This is a genomic window from Pseudomonas sp. SHLD1 (assembly GCF_028640935.1).
In the GTDB taxonomy this organism is placed as follows: Bacteria; Pseudomonadota; Gammaproteobacteria; order Pseudomonadales; family Pseudomonadaceae; genus Chryseomonas; species Chryseomonas aestiva.
On record NZ_JAQZAD010000013.1, the window covers coordinates 685,851 to 706,775 of the forward strand.

Sequence of the window (20,925 nt, forward strand, 5' to 3'; positions counted from 1 at the left end):
TCTCCTCAGACCAGACCCAGGGCGCCGAGCGCCAGGTCGATAGCTTTGATGCCGACGAAGGGCACGACGATACCGCCCAGACCATAGATCAGCAGGTTGCGGCGTAGCAGGGCGGCGGCGCTGGCGGCCTTGACCCGGACCCCGCGCAGCGCCAGGGGAATCAGCGCGACGATGATCAGGGCGTTGAACACGATGGCCGAGAGGATGGCGCTCTGCGGACTGGCCAGGTGCATCACGTTGAGTACGTTGAGCTGCGGATAGATGCCGGCGAACAGCGCGGGCAGGATGGCGAAGTACTTGGCCACGTCGTTGGCCACCGAAAAGGTGGTCAGGGCGCCACGGGTCACCAGCAGTTCCTTGCCCACCTGCACCACGTCGAGCAGCTTGGTGGGGTCCGAATCCAGGTCGACCAGATTGGCGGCCTCGCGGGCGGCCTGGGTGCCGTCGTTCATCGCCATGCCCACATCGGCCTGGGCCAGCGCCGGGGCGTCGTTGGCGCCGTCGCCGCACATGGCCACCAGCTTGCCCTCGGCCTGTTCGCTGCGGATGCGCTCCAGCTTCTTTTCCGGGGTGGCTTCGGCGATGACGTCGTCCACCCCGGCCTCGGCGGCGATGGCGGTGGCGGTCAGGGGGTTGTCGCCGGTCACCATCACGGTGCGGATGCCCAGGGTGCGCAGCTCGGCGAAGCGCTCGCGAATTCCCGGCTTGACCACGTCCTTGAGGTGGATGGCGCCCAGCAGCCGGCCTTCGCCGCAGACCAGCAGCGGGGTGCCGCCACTCTTGGCGATGGTTTCGATCTCCCGGGCCAGCACCTCCGGCAGATCGGCGCGGGTCTGGCCGAGAAACATCAGCACGGCATCCACCGCACCCTTGCGATACGCGCGGCCCTGCCAGTCGATGCCCGACAGGCGCGTCTCGGCGCTGAAGGGAATGGGCGTGACCTGGGCGCGCGGCGGCTCCTGCAGCGGGTGCAGGTTGCGCAGGTATTCCACCACCGAGCGGCCTTCCGGGGTTTCGTCGGCCAGGGAGGCATAGAGGGCGCCCTCGGCCAGGGCCTTGGGGGTAATGCCCTGGGCCGCGTACAGGGCGCTGCAGCGGCGGTTGCCGAAGGTGATGGTGCCGGTTTTGTCCAGCAGCAGGGTATGGACGTCACCGGCGGCTTCCACGGCGCGCCCCGAGGTGGCGATCACGTTCAGCCGCACCAGGCGATCCATGCCGGCGATGCCGATGGCCGAGAGCAGGCCGCCGATGGTGGTGGGGATCAGGGTCACCAGCAGCGCCACCAGGAACAGCAGCGGCAGCTCGCCACCGGCCAGGGCGGCGAAGGGCTGCAGGGTCACCACCACCAGCAGGAAGATCAGCGTCAGGCCGATCAGCAGGATGTCCAGGGCGACCTCGTTGGGGGTCTTCTGGCGCTTGGCGCCTTCCACCAGGGCGATCATGCGGTCCAGGGTCGATTCGCCGGGGTTGGCGGTGATGCGCACCCGGATCCAGTCCGACACCACCCGGGTGTTGCCGGTGACGGCCGAGCGATCGCCGCCGGATTCGCGGATCACCGGCGCCGACTCACCGGTGATGGCCGCCTCGTTGACCGCGGCCACGCCCTCGATGATCTCGCCGTCACCGGGGATCAGCTCGCCGGCTTCCACCCGCACGATCTGGCCCTTGCGCAGCGAGCTGGCCGGCACCATGCGGTGCTCGCCGTTTTCCTCCAGGCGCGCGGCAAGGTTCTGGCCGATGCCCTTGAGACTGTCGGCGCGTGCCTTGCCTCGCCCCTCGGCGAGGGCTTCGGCGAAGTTGGCGAACAGTAGGGTGAACCACAGCCAGAGGGTGATCTGCACCGCCACCCCGGTGCTCACGCCATTGCTGGGCGCCAGGCACAGCAGGGTGGAGAACAGCGCGGTGATCTCCACCACGAACATCACAGGCGAGCGGACCTGCTGGCGCGGGTCGAGCTTGACGAAGGCCTGCCGCAGCGCCTGGCGCCACAGGGTGCCAGGGGTAGGAGTGGGCAGGGTGTGGGTCTGGGCATCCATTTCAGCGGACTCCGAACAGTTGCAGATGGTCGGCGATCGGCCCCAGGGCGAGCGTCGGCAGGAAGGTCAGGCCACCCACCAGCAGCAGGGTGATCACCAGCAGGGTGACGAACAGCGGGCCGTGGGTGGGGAAGCTGTTGGGGCCGAGCGGCACGGGGCGCTTGGCGGCCAGGCTCCCGGCGATGGCCAGGACCGGCAGGATGTAGCCGAAGCGACCGATCAGCAGAGCCAGGCTGAGCATCAGGTTGTGGAAGGGCGTATTGGCGCTGAAGCCGCCGAAGGCCGAGCCGTTGTTGGCCGTGGCCGAGGTATAGGCATAGAGCAGCTGGCTGAAGCCATGGGGACCCGTGGCGGCGATCCCGGCGACGCCAGCCGGGACGCTGGCGGCGATGGCGCCCAGCACCAGCACGCCCAGCGGCATGACCAGCAGGGTCGCCACCAGCAGCCGCACCTCGGGGGCCTCCAGCTTCTTGCCCAGGTATTCCGGGGTGCGGCCCACCATCAGGCCGGCGATGAAGACGGCGATCAGCACATTGAGCAGCATGCCGTAGAGGCCGGCGCCGACGCCGCCGAAGATCACCTCGCCGAGCATCATGTTGAACAGCGCGACCAGGCCGGTCAGCGGCGCCAGGCTGTCATGCATGGCGTTCACCGAACCGTTGGACGCGGCCGTGGTGACCGTCGCCCAGAGGGCCGACGCGGTACCGCCGAAGCGGGTCTCCAGACCTTCCAGGGAAGCCCCCTGGGTGATCGCCAGGCCGGCCAGCGCGGGGTTGGCGTGGTTCTGGGCACCGATGGCGACAGCGCCTCCGATCACCAGCAGGCCGAACATGGCGGCGAAGATCGCCCAGCTCTGCCGTCGATCCTTGACGTAGTGGCCGAAGCTGAACACCAGGGCCGCCGGAATCATGAGGATGGCCGACAGCTCCAGCAGATCGCTCAGCGCCGTGGGGTTCTCGAAGGGGTGCGCCGAGTTGACGCCAAAGAAGCCGCCTCCGTTGGTGCCCAGCTGCTTGATGGCGATCTGGCTGGCAGCCGGACCCAGCGGCAGGGTCTGGGTCGCGCCCTGCAGGGTGGTGGCATCGACATAGCTCGCGAAGGTCTGGGGCACGCCCTGCCAGATCAGCAGCAGTGCCAGGGGCACGCACAGCGGCAGCAGCACATAGAAGGTCGCGCGGAACAGGTCGGCCCAGAAGTTGCCGATTTCCCGGGCGCTGCGGCGGGTGATGCCGCGGGCCAGGGCGGCAAGCACGGCCACGCCCACCGCGGCGCTGACGAAATTCTGCACGCCCAGGCCGACCATCTGGCTGAAATAGCTCAGCGAGGCTTCGCCGCCGTAGGCCTGCCAGTTGGTGTTGGTGACGAAACTGATGGCGGTGTTCAGCGCCAGGGTCCATTCCAGGCCGGGCAGCTGCTGCGGATTGAGCGGCAGACTGCCCTGCAGCACGAGGATGGCGAACAGCAGCCCGATGCCCAGCCCATTGAACAGTACCAGGGCGATGGCATAGGTGCGCCAGTCCTGGCCGCGGCCATCGGTGCCCACCGCCTTGAGGGTCAGGCGCTCCAGGGGCCCGCCGACAAAGGTCAGCCAGGTCCGTTCGCCTTCCAGCGCACGGTAGAAGTAGCGCCCCAGGAAGGGCGCGGGAAGAAAGGTCATGGCCAGGAAGGCCAGGATCAGGAACGCGGCTTGGCTGTCCATGCCGCCTCCCTAGGACCGGCCGGCGCGTAGCAGCGCCGCCAGCAGATAGACGAACAGACCCAGTGCCAGGAGCAGGGCCAGAAGATTCCAGGGGGTCATCACGAGTTCTCCATAGACGGCCGTTGCCGCGTGGAGAAATTGTCGGGAGGAGGGGCGTAAAGAAGCGAGGCGGGGAGCGGTGGCGGGGCGTAAAGAAAGCGTTAAATCGGCCTCGCCCGCCAGTGCGGACGAGGCCTGGGGATTATTGCTTGGGCGCGGCCTGCTGTTCTTCCTTGGCCTTCTTGTTGGCCTCGTGGTGACCGATGGCGCAGCCCGCGGCGGCACCGGCAACGCCGTGACCGCCGGCGACATGGCCCGCGGCGCCGCCGACCACGGCGCCCTTGACGCAACCGGCGGCGAAGGTGGCTTGGCTGGCGCCGAGCAGCAGAACAGACAGGGCAAGGGTAGGCAGGAGCTTCATGGTGGCGACCTCTCGTGGGTGCGAAGTAATGTCCTGTAACAATTGACCCGGCAAGGCTCCGGGGGTTCGCCGCCTTGTGCAAATCTTCCCTGGACAGGCCGCAGGCCAGAGCCAGCCCGGACGACAGGCTACTGGTGCGGCGCCTGGTGCAGCACGGCCCAGAAAGCCGGTTTCGGCCGCTGCTGGCGATCGAACAGCAGCGGCTGGTCGTCCCCGGGCGCCCCGGGCTCGTGGTTCAGCCAGCTGTGATCATCGGCCACGCCCCACCAGGTCACCGCGGTGACCTCGGGATGGGCCAGCACCAGGGCCATGAGGTCGCGATAGCGCTCGGCCTGCAGGTTCAGGCGCTGCGCCAGTGGCTGCTGCGGCTGGTAGTCGTGATGCTGATAGAGGCTCCTGTCCAGCTCGGTGAGCTGGTTTTCCAGTCCGAGGCGGGCGAAGGTGCCGAGCGACTGATCGATGGCCGCCAGGGATGGCCAGTAGATGCTGATATGGGTCTGGTGGCCGATGCCCTGCACCGGCACGCCCTCTGCCAGCAGGGCCTTCACCACCCGCGCCAGGCAGTCGCGCTTGGCCGGTTCCTGGGTGTTGAAGTCGTTGATGAACAGCCGCGCCTGGGGATCGGCGGCATGGGCGGCGCGAAAGGCCACGGCCAGATAGTCCGGACCGACCACCTGCAGCCAGCGATCGTCACGCAGGCAACTAGGCTGGTCGGGGTCTATGGCCTCGTTGACCACATCCCAGGCATAGACCCGTCCGCGGTAGTGGCCGACCACCGTGGCGATATGCTGCTTCAGGCGCTGCAGCACCTGCTCCCGGGTGGCTGGCTGACCCTTGGCACCCTGCCAGAACCAGTCCGGGGTGTGGCTGCCCCAGAGCAGGGTATGGCCGCGCACCGCCAGGCCGTGTTGCTCGGCGAAGGCGACGATGGCATCGGCCGGTCCGAAGTCGTAGTGGTCTTCCTGCGGATGTATACGCATCGGCTTCATAGTGTTCTCGGCCACCAGGCTGCTGAATTGCTGCGCCAACAGCACGCCATCGGGCCCAGCGAGCTGATCGGGTTCGATGGCGGCGCCTATCTTCAGGCGCCCGGCATAGGCGGCGGCCAGGGAGCGAGTGGCCGGGGCCTGGTCTGCAGCCAGCAGCTCAGCACCAGCGCTCCAGAGTCCGACAGACAGCAGCATCGCAATGAGTGGGCGCGGCATCTTCGACATTCCCTGGAGGGTGTGCGCGAGACTCTAGCATGGCCTCGCAGCGTGACTGGCGCCGCGTTCCGCATCCTGTCAGGCGTGCAGGCTACTGACTTCAGAGGAAATGGTGCGGGTGATCTTCCTGCTTGGCCTTTTCCGCCAGGTGATGGCCAATCACGCAACCGGCTACCGCACCCGCGATGGCATGGTGCCCGGCCACATGCCCGGCCACCCCGCCGACCACGGCGCCCTTGATACAACCAGCCGCCATGCTTGTTTGGCTGACAGCGAGCAGCAGAGCGGTAAGGGATAGGGCAGCAAGACGTTTCATCGTAGGTACCTCGGGTGTGATGGAGAGCCGAGGGTAAGGGCGCTTGGGTTAACTGGTGCTTAAGGCTGCCCATTGAGCGATGAACTCGGCGATCCGCTCTTCGATGCGACTCTCGACGGTGCGCAGGCGCAGGATAGAGATGCCGCTCTTGGCCAGGATGCCGTTCTTTAGCGCATCTCGCGCTGCTTGATCGGGCCGGTCATGGGAGCCGCCGTCGACCTCGATCACCCCTACCGGGATCTTACCCACGCGGAAATAGATGACGAAATCGCAACTGGCACGCGCCATGAAAGCTCGCTCGTGCTCTGTCAGGTCCGGGTTGCTCGGTACGGCGACCTGATCGAGTTTGACTTGGTCGTGGACCATCAAGGCGTGGTACGCCGGAGTAGCTAGGGCTTCGCGCAGCAACTGTGCCGCGATCTGCTCGGACTTGTAACGCGAATCCTCGGGTCGCAAGCGTGCGTTCAAGCGCGCCAGAGATTGGTCGTATTCGCGGTACAGCAGGTCGAAGGCCGACACCACTGGCGCCCGCACGATCTGTGCGTCCTGTGCGTAATAGGCGAGGTAGCGCATCAAGGCCGCGATATGCCCGTTGTGGCCGGCAAATACCGCGTCGCCCGTGACCAGGGTGAAGCGATGCTTAGCACGCGACACCGCTACGTTGATCATGCGCGGGTCATCGACGAACTCCAGCCGTTTTCGCTCTTGGTTGTAGCGCTTCTGGTCCAGGACGGTGGAGAAGACAATCTCGTCGCACTCGCGGCCCTGGAACTTGTGCACGGTGTCCTTGACGAAATCCGCCGGCAGGCGCGTGCCAGAAAGTTTGACCTGGGCCCGGAACGGCGCAATGAAACCACGTCCGTCGTCTATATCAATGGGCTTGCCCTCGTCGTCGAGCACCTTGAGCAAGGAGTCCAGTTCCCGCAGATTGGTGTTCTGGCGGGCATGATTGCCCTTGGCGGTCACTACAAGGCGCAGCGGTGCCTCTCCTTTGTCCTCGGTCATCGGCACCAGCGCGTTGTCGTAGAACTGCTGGTTGCAGAATTGGATGATCCTAGGGTGGCAGCGGTAGTGCTCTTTCAGCAGGGTCCTGGGCAGAGTCTCCTTGAACACCTTGATGCACGAATCGAGCAGGCTGTAGCGCTCGCAATCGTAGGCTTCGTTCGGTGCTGGCAGGCCCAGTTTCACCGGAATGTGCGCCAACTGGCGGTTGTCGCCGACGACGATCAAGTTCTTCGCGCAGCCCAGCGGCAAGATGCCTGGCACGATGTCTTGCAGCGAGGCCTCGTCGATGATCACGTAGTCTAGGATGGCCCCTGTCGCGATCGAATTGACAATAGAGTGCGTACCGCTGCCCAGGATCGGGAAGCGCTTCAAGAAGGCATCGAACTGTTTTCGGTAGGTCTTGGCATCGAAGCTATTCGATGGCCGAGGCAGACTTTGCAGATGTTGCTTCAGATGGCGCATCGACGAGGTTTTTAGTTCATCCAGCAAGGCGGTGAAATTGCCTCGTGCCAGAGATTCGCGGCATGCCTGCAACTCTGTAGCTTTATTCTGCAGCGCCTTCTCGTAATAGTGCATCTGCAAGCCATGAAACACGGCTAGTCTTGCATTGTCCTCGGCGATCGGCTTTGTGCGTAGGATTCGAAAGTTGAACAGCAGCTCGACGCGGTCTTTGAGGCGTAGACGCTGCTCGCCGAGATGAGCCAGATAGGCCATCAGATCTGTAGTCATGCGTGGACTCAGCCCGTGCCACGCCGGCGGGGCGGCGGATTGCACACTGTTGTCTACCTGCCACTGCTGCAGATAGCGCCGCTCGATGGCCAGCTCGTCAAGTTCGACCTGCAATTGCGCTGCCCGGTTGTGATCGTGCAGATACTGCTTCAAGCGGGCCAGTAGGGCCTGGATCTCCTCCAGCGTCGGCGCGGGCTCAAGTTCGCCGGTTGGCCACGGCGGCAGATTGGCGAAAAAAGCCTCGCGGTTGTCCTGATTGCCGAGCTTGGCGATCAAATGACCCAGGCCACATTTCTCCAGTTTCTCGTAGACGTTTTCCACCGCCGCATTGTTGTTGGACAGCACCGCCACCGTCTGTCCACGCAGCAGGATATTGGCGAGGATGTTGAGAATGGTTTGGGTCTTGCCCGTTCCTGGCGGACCCTCGATTACGCTGACCTGCGCGCGGAATGCCTGCTCCACCGCCGCGAGCTGGCTCTCGTTCAGTCCGAACGGAAAGATCAGCCCCTGGCCTGACACCAGCACGCCATTGCGCCCTGTGCAGTAGGCCTGCAAGGCCGTGTCGGCACTGGCGGGTAGTTTTCCTAGTTGACGCACGACATTGGCGTAGATAACACGGTCGTCGTCCGAGCGCGCACTCTCCTGTCGGGCATTGGCCACGGTAGTGAAATAGCGGAAGACCGGCGTGTTCTTCAGCGCTGTCGGTGTCGCAAAGCCGATGCCATCCATTTTAAAGACATAAGGTTTGGCGGCCTCCGGATAGTGCACGACGGCATACCGCTCGCCGTAGATCGTCGCCTTGGCGATGGGCGTGACGATTTTGCTGCCGGGCTTGGTCAGCAGGCTCCCGCCCACTTCGCGGGTGGGAGAAACACGGCAACAACTTAGCGGACGCGTATAGCTTTTCTTTGATGGGAAATGACACCTAAGTTGCAGGGCTGCGGACTTGTCGCACCAGTAGATCGCCCAGTCGCTGATCTGTGCGGTCTTGTCTTCGCCATCCACCTGGATCGATACCATGCGTCTCTTTCTCTGCGCGCACGATCTTCGCCGCGTCGTCACCCGAACGGTCGAAGCCCGTCATTGCTCCAATGAGAGCCTTATATTGCCTGTGTCTTTTCCCTGGTTGATAGACGTTCGTGAATCCGATGTTTTTGCCCGGCTTGCGCGGAGACAAAACAATTAACCTCTTCGCTTCATCAGAGCGTTCATAGCCCTTTGCCTCGCCTCCACGCGCTCGGACTTTTCGTACAGAGCGGCGCTAGTTCAGCGATGTGAGTACCGGAGTTGTCCTCTTAGTCCTGAAATAAAAAAACCGCCCCGAGGGGCGGTTTTTCTGTACCGAACGCTGGCGTCAGACTTCGACGGCGGCGATACGGGCTTTTTCCGCGCTTTCACGGAATTCGGCGATCTGATCGAAGCTCAGGTAGCGGTAGACGTCCGCGGCCATGCTGTCGATGCTCTTCGCGTATTCCATGTACTCCTCGACGGTGGGCAGCTTGCCCAGGATCGAGGCCACCGCTGCCAGCTCCGCCGACGCCAGGTAGACGTTGGCGCCGTCGCCCAGGCGGTTGGGGAAGTTGCGGGTGGAGGTGGAGACCACGGTGGCGTTGGCGGCCACGCGGGCCTGGTTGCCCATGCACAGCGAGCAGCCCGGCATTTCCATGCGCGCGCCGGCCTTGCCGTAGATACCGTAGTAGCCTTCCTCGGTCAGCTGGTGCTGGTCCATCTTGGTCGGCGGCGACAGCCACAGACGGGTCGGGATCGAACCCTTGACCTTGTCCAGCAGCTTACCGGCGGCGCGGAAGTGACCGATGTTGGTCATGCAGGAACCGATGAACACCTCGTCGATCTTGTCGCCGGCCACCTGGGACAGCAGGCGGGCGTCGTCCGGATCGTTCGGGGCGCACAGCACCGGCTCGTTGACCTCGGCCAGGTCGATCTCGATGACTTCGCTGTATTCGGCGTCGGCATCGGCGGCGAGCAGTTCCGGGTTGGCGATCCAGGCTTCCATGGCGCGCGCACGGCGCTCCAGGGTGCGCGGGTCACCGTAGCCTTCCTCGATCATCCAGCGCAGCAGGGTGATGTTGGACTGCAGGTACTCGGTGATGGACTCGGGCGACAGCTTGATGGTGCAACCGGCTGCGGAACGCTCGGCGGAGGCATCGGACAGCTCGAACGCCTGCTCCACGGTCAGGTCCTCCAGGCCTTCGATCTCGAGGATACGGCCGGAGAAGATGTTCTTCTTGCCCTTCTTCTCGACGGTCAGCAGACCCTTCTGGATGGCGTAGTAGGGGATGGCATGCACCAGGTCACGCAGGGTGATCCCGGGCTGCATCTTGCCCTTGAAGCGCACCAACACCGACTCCGGCATGTCCAGCGGCATGACGCCGGTGGCAGCGGCGAAGGCCACCAGACCGGAACCGGCCGGGAAGGAGATGCCGATCGGGAAGCGGGTGTGGGAATCGCCACCGGTGCCGACGGTGTCGGGCAGCAGCATGCGGTTCAGCCAGCTGTGGATGATGCCGTCGCCCGGACGCAGGGAGACACCGCCACGGGTGCGGATGAAATCCGGCAGGGTGTGGTGGGTCTTGACGTCGATGGGCTTGGGATAGGCCGCGGTGTGGCAGAAGGACTGCATCACGAGGTCGGCGGAGAAGCCCAGGCAGGCCAGGTCCTTCAGTTCGTCACGGGTCATCGGACCGGTGGTGTCCTGGGAGCCGACGGTGGTCATCTTCGGCTCGCAGTAGGTGCCGGGACGTACGCCCTCGACGCCGCAGGCCTTGCCGACCATCTTCTGCGCCAGGGTGTAGCCCTTGCTGCTCTCGGCCGGCTGGTCCGGCTTGTTGAACAGGTCGGTCGGACCCATGCCCAGTTCGGCGCGCGCCTTCTCGGTCAGGCCACGGCCGACGATCAGCGGGATACGGCCGCCGGCGCGGACTTCGTCCAGCAGCACGGGGGTCTTGAGTTCGAAGGTGGCGAGCACCTCGTCGCTGCCATGGCGGGTGACCTTGCCGGCCTTGGGATAGACGTCGATGACGTCGCCCATTTCCAGCTCCGACACGTCGAACTCGATCGGCAGGGCGCCGGCGTCTTCCATGGTGTTGTAGAAGATCGGGGCGATCTTGGAGCCGAAGCAGAAACCACCGGCGCGCTTGTTCGGCACGTAGGGGATGTCGTCGCCGAAGAACCACAGCACCGAGTTGGTGGCGGACTTGCGGGAAGAACCGGTGCCGACCACGTCACCGACGTAGGCGACCGGGAAGCCCTTGGCGCGCACTTCCTCGATCTGCTTCAGCGGACCGATGCTGCCTTGCTGCTCGGGCACGATGCCGTCGCGAGCCATCTTCAGCATGGCCAGGGCGTGCAGCGGGATGTCCGGGCGCGACCAGGCGTCGGGGGCGGGGGAGAGGTCGTCGGTGTTGGTTTCGCCCGGCACCTTGAACACGGTCAGGGTGTACTTCTCGGCGATTTCCGGACGCTTCCGGTACCACTCGCCTTCGGCCCAGGACTGCATGACGGCCTTGGCGTGGGCATTGCCGCCCTTGGCCTTTTCGGCCACGTCGTGGAAGGCGTCGAACATCAGCAGGGTGTGCTTGAGTTGTTCGGCGGCCACGGCGCCCAGTGCGGCGTCATCCAGCAGCTCGACCAGGGTGGCGATGTTGTAGCCGCCCTGCATGGTGCCCAGCAGTTCGGTGGCGCGCTGGCGGGAGATCAGCGGGGACTGGGTTTCGCCCTTGGCGACCGCGGAGAGGAAACCGGCCTTCACGTAGGCGGCTTCGTCGACGCCCGGCGGTACGCGGTTGGTAATGAGGTCGACGAGAAATTCTTCTTCGCCGGCCGGGGGATTCTTCAGCAGTTCGACCAGACCGGCCGTTTGCTCGGCGTTCAGCGGCTGGGGCACGATGCCCTGGGCGGCACGCTCTTCTACGTGGTTACGATAGGCTTCAAGCACAGGTTGACCCTCATCAGTGGTCCAATATTGCGTCCGGGGGCTGGCGCCCCGGAATGTATCCGGCAGGGTATGACGGGGGAGGCTGCGGGCAGGACCGCCGTCGCGCCGGACGCATTCCGCCGGAAGCTGTTTTCAAAGTTTTACGCCGGCTGCTGAGGAGCTGATCGGCAGCAGGGCGGTTGATGAGGCCGCCGCTGCCGGATCACCGGATACTTTGCTCGTGACGCTTTGAAAACAGCTTCGTATCGGACATTGCGCCTATAAGGCTGCCTAATTCTACGCCAAGCCTCGGGCGAAGTTAAGCGCTGCGTTGTCGCATCTCTGCTGCGGGTCGTTGGACCCCGGGCGGCAGGCTAGCGGCCCAGATGGGCGAAGCGTCCACTGAAGGGCTTGGCGATGGGGTAGGCCAGGTCGCCGTGCTTGCTGGTGCCCAGTCCCAGGTCCACCAGTGACTCGGCCAGCTTGACCGCGGCGCTGACGCCTTCGATCACCGGGATGCCGATGGCCTCGCTCAGGGCCTCGCGCAGATCGGCCATGCCGCCACAGCCGAGCACGATGGCACCGGCGCCTTCCTCGTCGCGGGCGCGGCGACCCTCGGCGGCGATCAGCTCGATCAGGCTGTCGTCGGCGGCCTCCAGGGCCAGCACCGGCAGGTCGATGCAGCGTACCGAGGTGCACAGTTCGGCGAAGCCGTACCGCTGCAGCAGGTGCTCGGCGATGATGCGGGTGCGGGTGAGGGTGGTCACCACGGCGAAACGGGTGGCCAGCAGGCTGGCCAGATGGAAGCCGGCCTCGGCGATGCCCAGCACCGGGCCCCTGGCCATTTCCCGCGCCGCGAGCAGGCCCGGATCGCCAAAGCAGGCGATGACATGGGCCGCGCAGCCCGCCTCGACGCCCTTGCGCATCTCTTCGATCACGCCGACCGCGGCCACCGCCTCGTCGTAGTGACTTTCGATGGACACGGGGCCGGCTTCGGGATTGCTGGCGAGGATGGTGGTGCCCGGACGGGCGATGGCCTGGGCCGCGCGACCGATCTTGGCGGTCATGCCGGCACTGGTATTGGGATTGATGACCTGGATCTGCATGAGGAGCCTCAACTGCGTTTGAAGATGCTGCGGAAATCGGGCTCGGCGGCCGTGGGCCGGTCGATGCGGAGGGATTCGCGGATCAGGCGCAGGTGGCGCGCCATCCAGTCGCCGGCGGCCGCACCCTCGCCCCGGGCGAGCAGGTCCAGCAGGTCTTCGTGCTGGCCGCAATCGCAGCCCAGGCTGTGCCGCGAGCCGTAGATGGCGATCAGTAGCGAAGAGCGGCTGGCCAATTGGGCGACCTGTTCGGTCAGCACCTGGTTGTCGGCCAGTGCGGCGAGTTCGACGTGAAAGCGCGCGGACAGCTGGATCGCCAGGCTGTGGCGCCCGCCATGCTGGGCCTCGTGCTCCTCGAGGCAGAGCTGGCGCAGGGATGCCAGCTGGGCGCCGTCGATGCGCGCGGCCACCAGCGGCATCAGCGCCGGTTCGATCAGCTGGCGCGCGGCGAGGATGTCCTGGGCTTCCTTGGCGCTGGGCTGGGCAACCTGGGCGCCGCGATTGGCGCGCAGGGTCACCAGGCGTTCCAGCGCCAGTCGCTGCAGCACCTTGCGGATGCCCGTGCGACTGATGCCGAAGGTCTCCGCCAGGGTGTCTTCCGGCAGCCGGGTGCCTGGCGCCAGGCGATGCTCGACGATGGCTTCAAGGATGTCCTGGTAGATCCGCTCGTCCCGGGGGGAGGCGGCAACGGCGAGTGACGCGGGTAATGCACTCATGGGCTGACTCCGGCGATTTGCCTGAATTGTATACAAAGTCAGGAGCGCTGACGATGCGTGAATGTTCCAGGCTTTGTGCGCCAAGGTAGCGCCTCGTTGCCACCTAACGCCCCAGGGAAGTGCATCCCCGGTAACGCCCCGGCCTCTGCGTTAGCGCCTCGTTTTCTGGAAATTCCCTATGGAACCAGCAAGTTAAGGCCATCTTGGAGCACCTGGCACGGACTCTGCCTGAAGGGATTGTATACAAAACAAGGCAGGCGCCGTATGCAGGTGCCGGCCACCACGGAGGAGGCGATCCATGAACCAGCAGATTCCCCCGGGCTACAGCCCACGTCTGTACAACGAAGACCTCGGCCCGGTCGAGCAGAAGTGGAATTGGTACAACATCTTCGCCTTCTGGATGAGCGACGTGCACAGCGTCGGCGGCTATGTCTTCGCCGCCAGCCTGTTCGCCCTGGGCCTGGCCAGCTGGCAGGTGCTGATCGCCCTGCTGGTAGGGATCTGTATCGTTCAGGCGATCGCCAATCTGGTCGCCCGGCCCAGCCAGCAGGCTGGCGTACCCTATCCGGTGATCTGTCGCCTGGCCTTCGGCGTCTTCGGCGCAAACATCCCGGCGGTGATCCGCGGCCTGATCGCGGTGGCCTGGTACGGCATCCAGACCTATCTGGCCTCCAGCGCCCTGGTCATCGTGGTGCTGCGTTTCTTTCCCGCGCTGGCGATCTATGGCGACAGCAGCTTCCTGGGCCTGTCCTATCTCGGCTGGGGCGGCTTCCTCACCCTCTGGTTCCTCCAGGCCTGCGTCTTCTGGGCGGGTATGGAATCCATCCGCCGCTTCATTGACTGGGCCGGTCCCGCCGTCTATGCGGTGATGTTCCTGCTCGCCGCCTGGATCGTCTGGCGCGCCGGCTGGAGCAACATCAGCTTCACCCTGGCGGAAAAGCAGCTGACCGGCTGGGCCGCCTTCGGCCAGGTGATCGTCGCCATCGCCCTGGTGGTGTCCTATTTCTCCGGGCCCACGCTCAACTTCGGTGACTTCAGCCGCTACTGCCGCTCCATGCAGGATGTGCGTCGCGGGAATTTCTGGGGCCTGCCGATCAACTTCCTGGCGTTCTCCCTGGTCACCGTGGTGATCGTGTCCGGCACCCTCCCGGTGTTCGGCGAGATGATCCACGATCCCATCGCCACCGTGGCCCGCATCGACAACACCACCGCGGTGCTGCTCGGCGCCTTCACCTTCGTCACCGCCACCATCGGTATCAACATCGTCGCCAACTTCGTTTCGCCGGCCTTCGACTTCGCCAACGTGGCGCCCAGCAAGATCAGCTGGCGTGCGGGCGGCATGATCGCCGCGGTGGCCTCGATCTTCCTCACCCCCTGGAACCTGTTCAACAACCCCGAGGTGATCCACTACACCCTGGACGTCCTGGCTGCCTGCATCGGCCCGCTGTTCGGCATCCTGCTGGTGGACTACTACCTGCTGCGCAAGGGCCGGATCGAGGTCGATGCGCTGTTCGACGACACCCCGAATGGCGCCTACTGGTACAGCGGCGGCGTCAACTGGGTGGCGGTGCAGGCGCTGGTCGCTGCGGCGCTGATCGGGTTGTGCTTCACCTTCGTGCCCTGGTTCAAGCCGATCGCCAACTTCGCCTGGTTCACCGGCTGCTTCCTCGGTGGACTGTTCTTCTACGGGTTGAGCCGTCGCAGCGCCAGCCCGGTGGCGAGCCGGGGTGTCGCCGCGGTGTGATCCGCGTCCTGTGATCAGGATGGGATTCCGTACGACCGGCGCGGGCCACCCGCGCCGGTCGTTGACGTTTCCGGCTAGACTAGGCGTTTTGCTCCAAGGCCTGCCGCCCATGCCCGCTCCTGTCATCAAGACGCCCTGTGTCGGCCTGTGCTCGACGATGTTCGGCGACCACGTCTGTCGTGGCTGCAAGAGATTCCACCACGAGGTGGTGAACTGGAATCTCTACGGCGAAGAGGAGCGGCGCGCCGTCTGGGCGCGCCTGGAGCTGCTGCTGGTGCAGGTGGTGTCGGCCAAGGTCGATGTCTTCGATCCGGTGCTGTTGCGCCAGCAGTTGCAGCAACGCAGCATCCGCTTCCGGCCCGATCAGTCGGAGTATTGCTGGGCCTATCAGTTGCTGGCCCGGGGTGCGCGCCACATCCAGCAACTGGATGCCTATGGGCTGCGCCTGCTGCCGGAGTTTCGCGATCGCCCCCTGGCCGAGTTGCGCGACGCCATCGACCGGGAATTCTTCCTGCTCTCCGAAGCCCACTACGACCGCTACATCGCCCCGCGCTTCCTGCTCGAAGGCATCGACAGCCGCGTCTGAGCGCCAGCAGGCAGGCGGCGCTGCCCAGGCGCCTGCCTTTCTCTATAATGCGCGGCTTTTGCACGGGAGCACGCTGATGTCCTTGCCCGAGATGAACGAATTCCTCGGTTGCCGTACGCCGGATGCCTGGGTCGAGGCCGCGCTGCAGGACCTGCCGACGCTGCTGCAGGACCACGCCAATAACGAGAAGAAGGCCGCCGGCGCCGCCTTCCACTATCTGTTCACCTATTCCAATCGCGCCGAGCTGTCCTGGAAGATGTCGCGCATCGCCCGTGAAGAGCTGCGCCATTTCGAGCAGGTGCTGCAGATCATGAAGCGCCGGGGTATCGAGCACCGCAACGTCAGTTCGGCCCGTTATGCCGGCGCCTTGCGCAAGCTCTGCCGCAACCATGAGCCGCTGAAGCTGACCGACAGCCTGGTGATCGGTGCCTTCATCGAATGTCGCTCCTGCGAGCGCTTCGGTGCCGTGGCGCCCCACCTGGACGCGGAGCTGGGCAAGTTCTACAGCGGCCTGCTGGCCTCCGAGGCGCGGCATTTCCAGGACTATCTCAAGCTCGCCTATCTCTATGGCGAGCGCGACGACGTCGACGCCAAGATCGCCGAGGTCCGCGCCCTGGAAGTGGAGTTGATCACCTCCGGTGATCGCGAGCTGAGATTCCACAGCGGCATCCCCTTCGCCGCCTGAGGGTTTTTGACCTGGCTCTGCACCGCCTTACTTGCAGGCCTTGGTCTCGCCGACATAGGGATTGCCGCGACCCATGATGCAGGCCAGGCGCTGGTTGCGCTGACGCTCCCAGGCCTCCGGCGGATACTGCTTGGTCCAGGCGGTGTAGAGCTGGCGATCCTGCTTGGACAGGCGCAGGTCGTAGCGATCGCTCATGTAGAAGTAGGTACGGGCGACCATGCCGCGGATTTCCGGGCGGGGCATGGCGGTCTTGGCCTTGAAGTCCACCACCATCTGGCAGGCGCCATACTGGCTGGGCTTCTGCGGCAGCCAGCCGAAGGCGAAGTTGCTGCGGTCGCCATTGACCTCGCCGACCACCGGTACCAGGTTGAAGAGGTCGGCCTCGGCCTTCTGGTACACCGGATCGTTGGCCGTGCAGTTCTTGCGACCGCCTTTCTGCCAGCACTGGCGCTGGTGGCCGATCACCCAGGCGGGGACGATGTGTTCCCATTCGATGCGGCTGGCGCGCTGGGCGCTCTTGCGCGGGACGTAGCCACAACTCTTGAGGTCCACGGTCTTGCCGCTGTAGTGGCAGCCGCAATAGAAGTCCACGCCTTGCTTGGCGTAGACCTTGGCCGCCACCACCTTGGCTTCGCCGAAGGTACGCGGCGGCTGGGACGGCTGGGGCGTCGCCAGGGCGCTCAGGGAAGCCAGGCTCAGGCAGAACAGCAGGGCAGGGTGCAACGACATGGAGAATCCGTCCGAAAAAGCGCGGATACTACCGACCCGCTCTTGGTCGCGGTGTGACTGGGTTCACTGGAAGCCGTCCCGCGTCCACCCGCCAATCAGGCGGAACACGATTCGATATCAATGACTTAGAGGTATGGCATGGCAGCCTGGGACATCTTCTGCACGGTGGTGGACAACTATGGCGACGCGGGTATCACCTGGCGTCTGGCCCATCAGCTGGCCGCCGAGCATGGGCAGCAGGTCCGTCTCTGGATCGACGACCTCTATCCCCTGGCGCGGATCCAGCCAGGCGTCGATGGCAAGGCCGAGCAGCAATGGCACCGCGGCGTCGAGGTGCGTCTTTGGCACGCCGACTGGACGGCGGCCGAGCCCGGCGACGTGGTGGTGGAAGCCTTCGCCTGTCAGTTGCCGGAAGGCTTCGTCACCGCCATGGCGCGTCGCGCCGAGCGCCCGCTCTGGCTCAACCTGGAATACCTGAGCGCCGAGGAGTGGATCGAAGGCTGTCACGCCCTGCCGTCGCTGCAGCCCACCGGGCTGAACAAGTACTTCTTCTTTCCCGGCTTTACCGCCAAGGTGGGCGGGTTGCTGCGCGAGCACGACCTGCTCGCGCAGCGTGACGGCTTCCTCCGGGCTGCCGCGGCCCAGGACGACTTTCTCGCTGGGCTGGGCGTTCGGCGCCAGCCCGGGGAGCGGCTGTTCTCGCTGTTCGCCTACGAGAACCCGGCGCTGATCGACTGGCTCGATGCCCTCGGTGCGGGTACCCAGCCCACCTGCCTGCTGGTGCCGGAGGGCAGGGTGCTGGCCAACGTCGCCGCCTGGCTCGGCGTCGACTGGCTCAAGGCCGGCGACAGTCATAGCCGCGGCGCCCTGCGGGTGCAGGTGCTGCCCTTCGTCTCCCAGCAGGAGTACGACCGGCTGCTGTGGTGCTGCGACTTCAACGCCATCCGTGGCGAGGACTCCTTCGTCCGTGCGCAATGGGCGGCGCATCCCTTCGTCTGGCACATCTATCCGCAGGAAGAGGACGCCCATTTCGTCAAGCTCGAGGCCTTCCTGGCGCGCTATGTCGCGTCCGGCCCGCCGGCGCTGGCTGCCGCGGTCAGCGCCCTCTGGCTGGCCTGGAACGGTCGCGGGGACCTGGCGGCCGCCTGGTCGGCGCTGGAGGCGCAGGTGGAAGACTGGAGTCTGCTGGCGCGTGATTGGAGCGATCGGATGGCTTCTCATGGCGATCTTGCCGCCAGCCTGGTGCATTTCCACACAGATTGGCTATCATATGGCGCCTCGAAATCCCGTTCTTCCATCCATACGGATAACCGCATGAAAACCGCACAAGAGTTCCGTGCCGGCCAAGTGGCCATGATCGACAACGCTCCCTGGGTCATCCAGAAAGCTGAATACAACAAGTCCGGCCGTAACGCTGCAGTGGTCAAGATGAAGCTGAAGAGCCTGCTCTCCGGCAGCGCGACCGAGACCGTCTTCCGCGCCGACGACAAGCTCGAGCCGGTGATTCTGGATCGCAAGGAAGTGACCTATTCCTACTTCGCCGATCCCCTGTACGTGTTCGTCGACAACGACTACAACCAGTACGAAGTCGAGAAGGACGACCTGGGTGATGCCATCGCCTTCATCGAAGACGGCATGACCGACGTCTGCGAAGCGGTGTTCTACAACGACCGCGTCATCTCCATCGAACTGCCCACCACCATCGTGCGCCAGATCTCCTACACCGAGCCGGCCGTTCGCGGCGACACCTCGGGCAAGGTCATGAAGACCGCTCGCCTGAACAACGGCTACGAGCTGAAGGTCTCCGAGTTCTGCGACATCGGTGACCACATCGAGATCGACACCCGTACCAACGAGTACAAGTCGCGCGCCAAGGTCTAAACCTGGCGTCTCGATAGAAAGCCCGGCTTGCCGGGCTTTTTGCTGTCTGGCGCTCCGCTGGCGGTACGCCGGACAGCGGTTTCCGAATCCGTTCGCTTCTGGGTAGTGCGCCGTGGAATTGCTGTCTCAGCTCTTGATCGATATCGCCCTCGGGGCGGTGCTGGGTGTGGTAGGTGGGTTGTTCGGCATCGGCGGTGGCTTGATCGCCATTCCGGTGCTGGCCCTGTTGTTCGGCCTCGACCAGCAACTGGCCCAGGGCACCGCTCTGGTGATGGTGGTGCCCAACGTGCTGCTGTCGGTCTACAAGTACAACCAGCGCAATCGCATCGACTGGCAGCGCGCCGGACTGCTGGCCGCCGCCGGCATGCTCTCGGCCCTGGCGGGTACGGCGCTGGCGGTGTCCCTGGACGCCCGCTCCATGCGCCACGGCTTCGTCGGCTTCCTGCTCGTGCTGGTGCTCTACAACCTCTGGCAACTCTATCGCCGTGGCCAGCCGCCGCTGACGACGCCGAGTCGTCTGGGGCTCGGGGTGCTGGGGCTGGTGGCTGGGCTGGTCGGCGGGCTGTTTGGCGTCGGTGGTGCGGTGATCGCCACCCCCATTCTCGCCGGGGTGATGGGCATGACCCAGGTGGCCGCCCAGGGCATGTCCCTGGCCATGGCGCTGCCGACCACTGGCGTCACCCTGGCCAGCTATGCCTGGCACGGGGAAGTCGACTGGAGCGTGGGTATTCCGCTCGCCCTGGGTGGACTACTCAGCGTGAGCTGGGGCGTGAAGTTGGCGCACCAGTTGCCCGAGCGGCTGCTGCGTCTGCTGTTCTGCAGCTTCCTGCTGCTGTGTGCGGTGCTGCTGGCGTTGCGCTGACTACTGCCGAAAGCCTTCGGCGATATGCTCGGCGAGGGTGTCGATGATCGGCGAGGCGCTGCGCGGATTGCGCAGCAGTTCGATGGAGCAGGCCGGCAGGTCCGGCATGCCATCGGCTTCTCCCAGTCGGCGCAGCTCGCTCGGCAGCAGGCTTTCCAGTTGCGCAGTGACCGCCAGGCCGGCCTTGACGATGCCGAGCAGGGCGGCAAGGCTCGGGCTGCTGTAGGCCAGGCGGTAGCCGCGTCCGCGATTGTCCAGTGCCCGGCGCGCCCATTCGCTGAGAAAGCACGAGGTGTTGAACATCGCCAGCGGCAGCGGATCGCGCTGGTGGATATCGAAACCCGGCGCCTCGGCCCAGATGAAGCGCTCGCGACGCAGCGGCAGGCCGATCTCGTTGCCCGGTTCACGGGTGACGATGGTCAGGTCCAGGTCCTGGCGTTGCAGCAGGCCGGCGGTGGTTTCGCAATGGACGTCCACCTGCACCAGCGGATAGGCCTTGGCGAAGCCGGCCAGGATGCCGGGAATGAACCTCATGACGTAGTCGTCGGGGGTGCCGATACGCACCGTACCCACCATGTGCGGTTCGCGCAGGGTGGTCATCACCTCGCCATGCAGCTTGAGGATCCGCCGGGCGAAGCCCAGCAGGATCTGACCCTCTGCCGTCAGGCGCACCTGGCGGCCCTCCCGTTCGAACAGCCGCCGCTGCAGCACGTCCTCTTCGAGTTTGCGCATCTGCATGCTCACCGCCGACTGGGTGCGATTGACCACCTCGGCCGCACGGGTGAAGCCACCCTGATCGGCGATGGCGACGAAGGTGCGCAACAGATCGGTCTCTATGCTCGGGTACGTCATGGTATCAACCAGGCGAATGGATCGCATCAGAAAGATTCGTTGGATTGATGTTATGTCAGCTTCCAGACTTGAGCCATACCCCCTGGAGAAGGAGATTCACCATGGCTCAGCTCATGGCTCACCGAGATTCGTCCGCGCGTACCCCGGGTGTTCCGGGCGTCATCTTCCGTCTGTGGCGGGTCTGGGTCTGGTTGCGCCGGGCGCTGGAGCTTTCCCGCCAGCGCCGGGCCCTCTATCGACTGGATGAGGGCGCGCTGCACGACCTCGGTCTGAGTCGCGCCGATGCCTGGCAGGAAGCCGACAAGCCGTTCTGGCAGCAACCCGCAGAGGAGGGCCGCCGCCGATCCTGCTAGGGTGGAAGATCATTTCTCTCTGTCAGGAGC

At 65.1% G+C, this 20,925-nt stretch carries 18 protein-coding genes and 1 pseudogene; 7 read left to right on the top strand and 12 right to left on the bottom strand.

The window, feature by feature from the left end:
• Positions 1-5: 5 nt before the first annotated feature.
• From kdpB to PVZ77_RS08595, 10 genes are all read right to left on the bottom strand, one after another.
• Positions 6-2,036 (bottom strand): potassium-transporting ATPase subunit KdpB, encoded by a 2,031-nt coding sequence (gene kdpB, locus PVZ77_RS08550; protein ID WP_273807169.1) that lies wholly within the window; start codon positions 2,034-2,036, stop codon positions 6-8.
• A 1-nt stretch (position 2,037) separates the two neighbouring features.
• Positions 2,038-3,735 (bottom strand): potassium-transporting ATPase subunit KdpA, encoded by a 1,698-nt coding sequence (kdpA, locus tag PVZ77_RS08555; RefSeq protein ID WP_273807170.1) that lies wholly within the window; start codon positions 3,733-3,735, stop codon positions 2,038-2,040.
• A 9-nt stretch (positions 3,736-3,744) separates the two neighbouring features.
• Positions 3,745-3,834: a potassium-transporting ATPase subunit F gene (locus PVZ77_RS08560; protein ID WP_017640468.1), complete on the bottom strand. Its 90-nt coding sequence runs from the start codon at positions 3,832-3,834 to the stop codon at positions 3,745-3,747.
• A 142-nt stretch (positions 3,835-3,976) separates the two neighbouring features.
• On the bottom strand, positions 3,977-4,195 hold the full coding sequence (locus PVZ77_RS08565; RefSeq protein WP_158897040.1) for a hypothetical protein: 219 nt from the start codon (positions 4,193-4,195) through the stop codon (positions 3,977-3,979).
• A gap of 128 nt (positions 4,196-4,323) precedes the next feature.
• Positions 4,324-5,400: an endo-1,4-beta-xylanase gene (locus tag PVZ77_RS08570; RefSeq protein ID WP_273807171.1), complete on the bottom strand. Its 1,077-nt coding sequence runs from the start codon at positions 5,398-5,400 to the stop codon at positions 4,324-4,326.
• Between the two features lie 100 nt (positions 5,401-5,500).
• Entirely contained in the window at positions 5,501-5,656 is a 156-nt protein-coding gene (locus PVZ77_RS08575; protein ID WP_273807172.1) for a hypothetical protein, read from the bottom strand.
• Positions 5,657-5,764: 108 nt separating this feature from the next.
• Positions 5,765-8,470 carry an AAA domain-containing protein gene (locus PVZ77_RS08580; RefSeq protein ID WP_273807173.1) on the bottom strand — a complete coding sequence of 902 codons (2,706 nt, stop codon included), beginning with the start codon at positions 8,468-8,470 and terminating at the stop codon, positions 5,765-5,767.
• Positions 8,471-8,804: 334 nt separating this feature from the next.
• A complete protein-coding gene (gene acnB, locus PVZ77_RS08585) occupies positions 8,805-11,405 on the bottom strand; it encodes a bifunctional aconitate hydratase 2/2-methylisocitrate dehydratase (protein WP_273807174.1) in 2,601 nt (866 codons plus the stop codon).
• A gap of 353 nt (positions 11,406-11,758) precedes the next feature.
• A complete protein-coding gene (locus tag PVZ77_RS08590) occupies positions 11,759-12,490 on the bottom strand; it encodes an aspartate/glutamate racemase family protein (protein WP_273807175.1) in 732 nt (243 codons plus the stop codon).
• An 8-nt stretch (positions 12,491-12,498) separates the two neighbouring features.
• Complete coding sequence (locus PVZ77_RS08595) at positions 12,499-13,203, bottom strand: GntR family transcriptional regulator (protein ID WP_273807176.1); 705 nt, start codon at positions 13,201-13,203, stop codon at positions 12,499-12,501.
• Between the two features lie 298 nt (positions 13,204-13,501).
• On the opposite strand from PVZ77_RS08595, the gene PVZ77_RS08600 reads away from it, so the two are divergent.
• The 3 genes from PVZ77_RS08600 (at position 13,502) to PVZ77_RS08610 (ending at position 16,218) form a co-directional block, all read left to right on the top strand.
• Positions 13,502-14,947, top strand: a complete 1,446-nt coding sequence (locus PVZ77_RS08600; RefSeq protein WP_273807177.1) for an NCS1 family nucleobase:cation symporter-1 — start codon at positions 13,502-13,504, stop codon at positions 14,945-14,947.
• Between the two features lie 109 nt (positions 14,948-15,056).
• On the top strand, positions 15,057-15,533 hold the full coding sequence (locus PVZ77_RS08605) for a DUF1289 domain-containing protein (protein ID WP_273807178.1): 477 nt from the start codon (positions 15,057-15,059) through the stop codon (positions 15,531-15,533).
• 73 nt (positions 15,534-15,606) lie between these two features.
• Complete coding sequence (locus tag PVZ77_RS08610; RefSeq protein ID WP_273807511.1) at positions 15,607-16,218, top strand: tRNA-(ms[2]io[6]A)-hydroxylase; 612 nt, start codon at positions 15,607-15,609, stop codon at positions 16,216-16,218.
• 27 nt (positions 16,219-16,245) lie between these two features.
• Here PVZ77_RS08610 and PVZ77_RS08615 read toward each other — a convergent pair whose 3' ends face one another.
• Positions 16,246-16,947, bottom strand: coding sequence for an endonuclease I family protein (locus PVZ77_RS08615; protein ID WP_273807179.1), 702 nt, complete (start codon positions 16,945-16,947; stop codon positions 16,246-16,248).
• Positions 16,948-17,085: 138 nt separating this feature from the next.
• Between PVZ77_RS08615 and earP the strand changes: the two are divergent.
• The 3 genes and pseudogenes from earP to PVZ77_RS08630 form a co-directional block, all read left to right on the top strand.
• Positions 17,086-18,213 (top strand): annotated as a pseudogene (gene earP, locus PVZ77_RS08620) (elongation factor P maturation arginine rhamnosyltransferase EarP); the annotation flags it as partial.
• A 48-nt stretch (positions 18,214-18,261) separates the two neighbouring features.
• Positions 18,262-18,828: an elongation factor P gene (efp, locus tag PVZ77_RS08625; RefSeq protein ID WP_166655901.1), complete on the top strand. Its 567-nt coding sequence runs from the start codon at positions 18,262-18,264 to the stop codon at positions 18,826-18,828.
• Positions 18,829-18,949: 121 nt separating this feature from the next.
• The gene (locus tag PVZ77_RS08630; RefSeq protein WP_273807512.1) at positions 18,950-19,690 is read left to right on the top strand and encodes a sulfite exporter TauE/SafE family protein; all 741 of its coding nucleotides are present in this window, start codon (positions 18,950-18,952) and stop codon (positions 19,688-19,690) included.
• Here the strand turns inward: PVZ77_RS08630 and PVZ77_RS08635 are convergent, their stop codons facing one another.
• Positions 19,691-20,542, bottom strand: a complete 852-nt coding sequence (locus PVZ77_RS08635) for a LysR substrate-binding domain-containing protein (RefSeq protein ID WP_273807180.1) — start codon at positions 20,540-20,542, stop codon at positions 19,691-19,693.
• Positions 20,543-20,643: 101 nt separating this feature from the next.
• Here PVZ77_RS08635 and PVZ77_RS08640 point away from each other — a divergent pair, with 101 nt between their 5' ends.
• Positions 20,644-20,895: a DUF1127 domain-containing protein gene (locus PVZ77_RS08640; RefSeq protein WP_443218038.1), complete on the top strand. Its 252-nt coding sequence runs from the start codon at positions 20,644-20,646 to the stop codon at positions 20,893-20,895.
• The last annotated feature ends 30 nt before the right edge of the window (positions 20,896-20,925 follow it).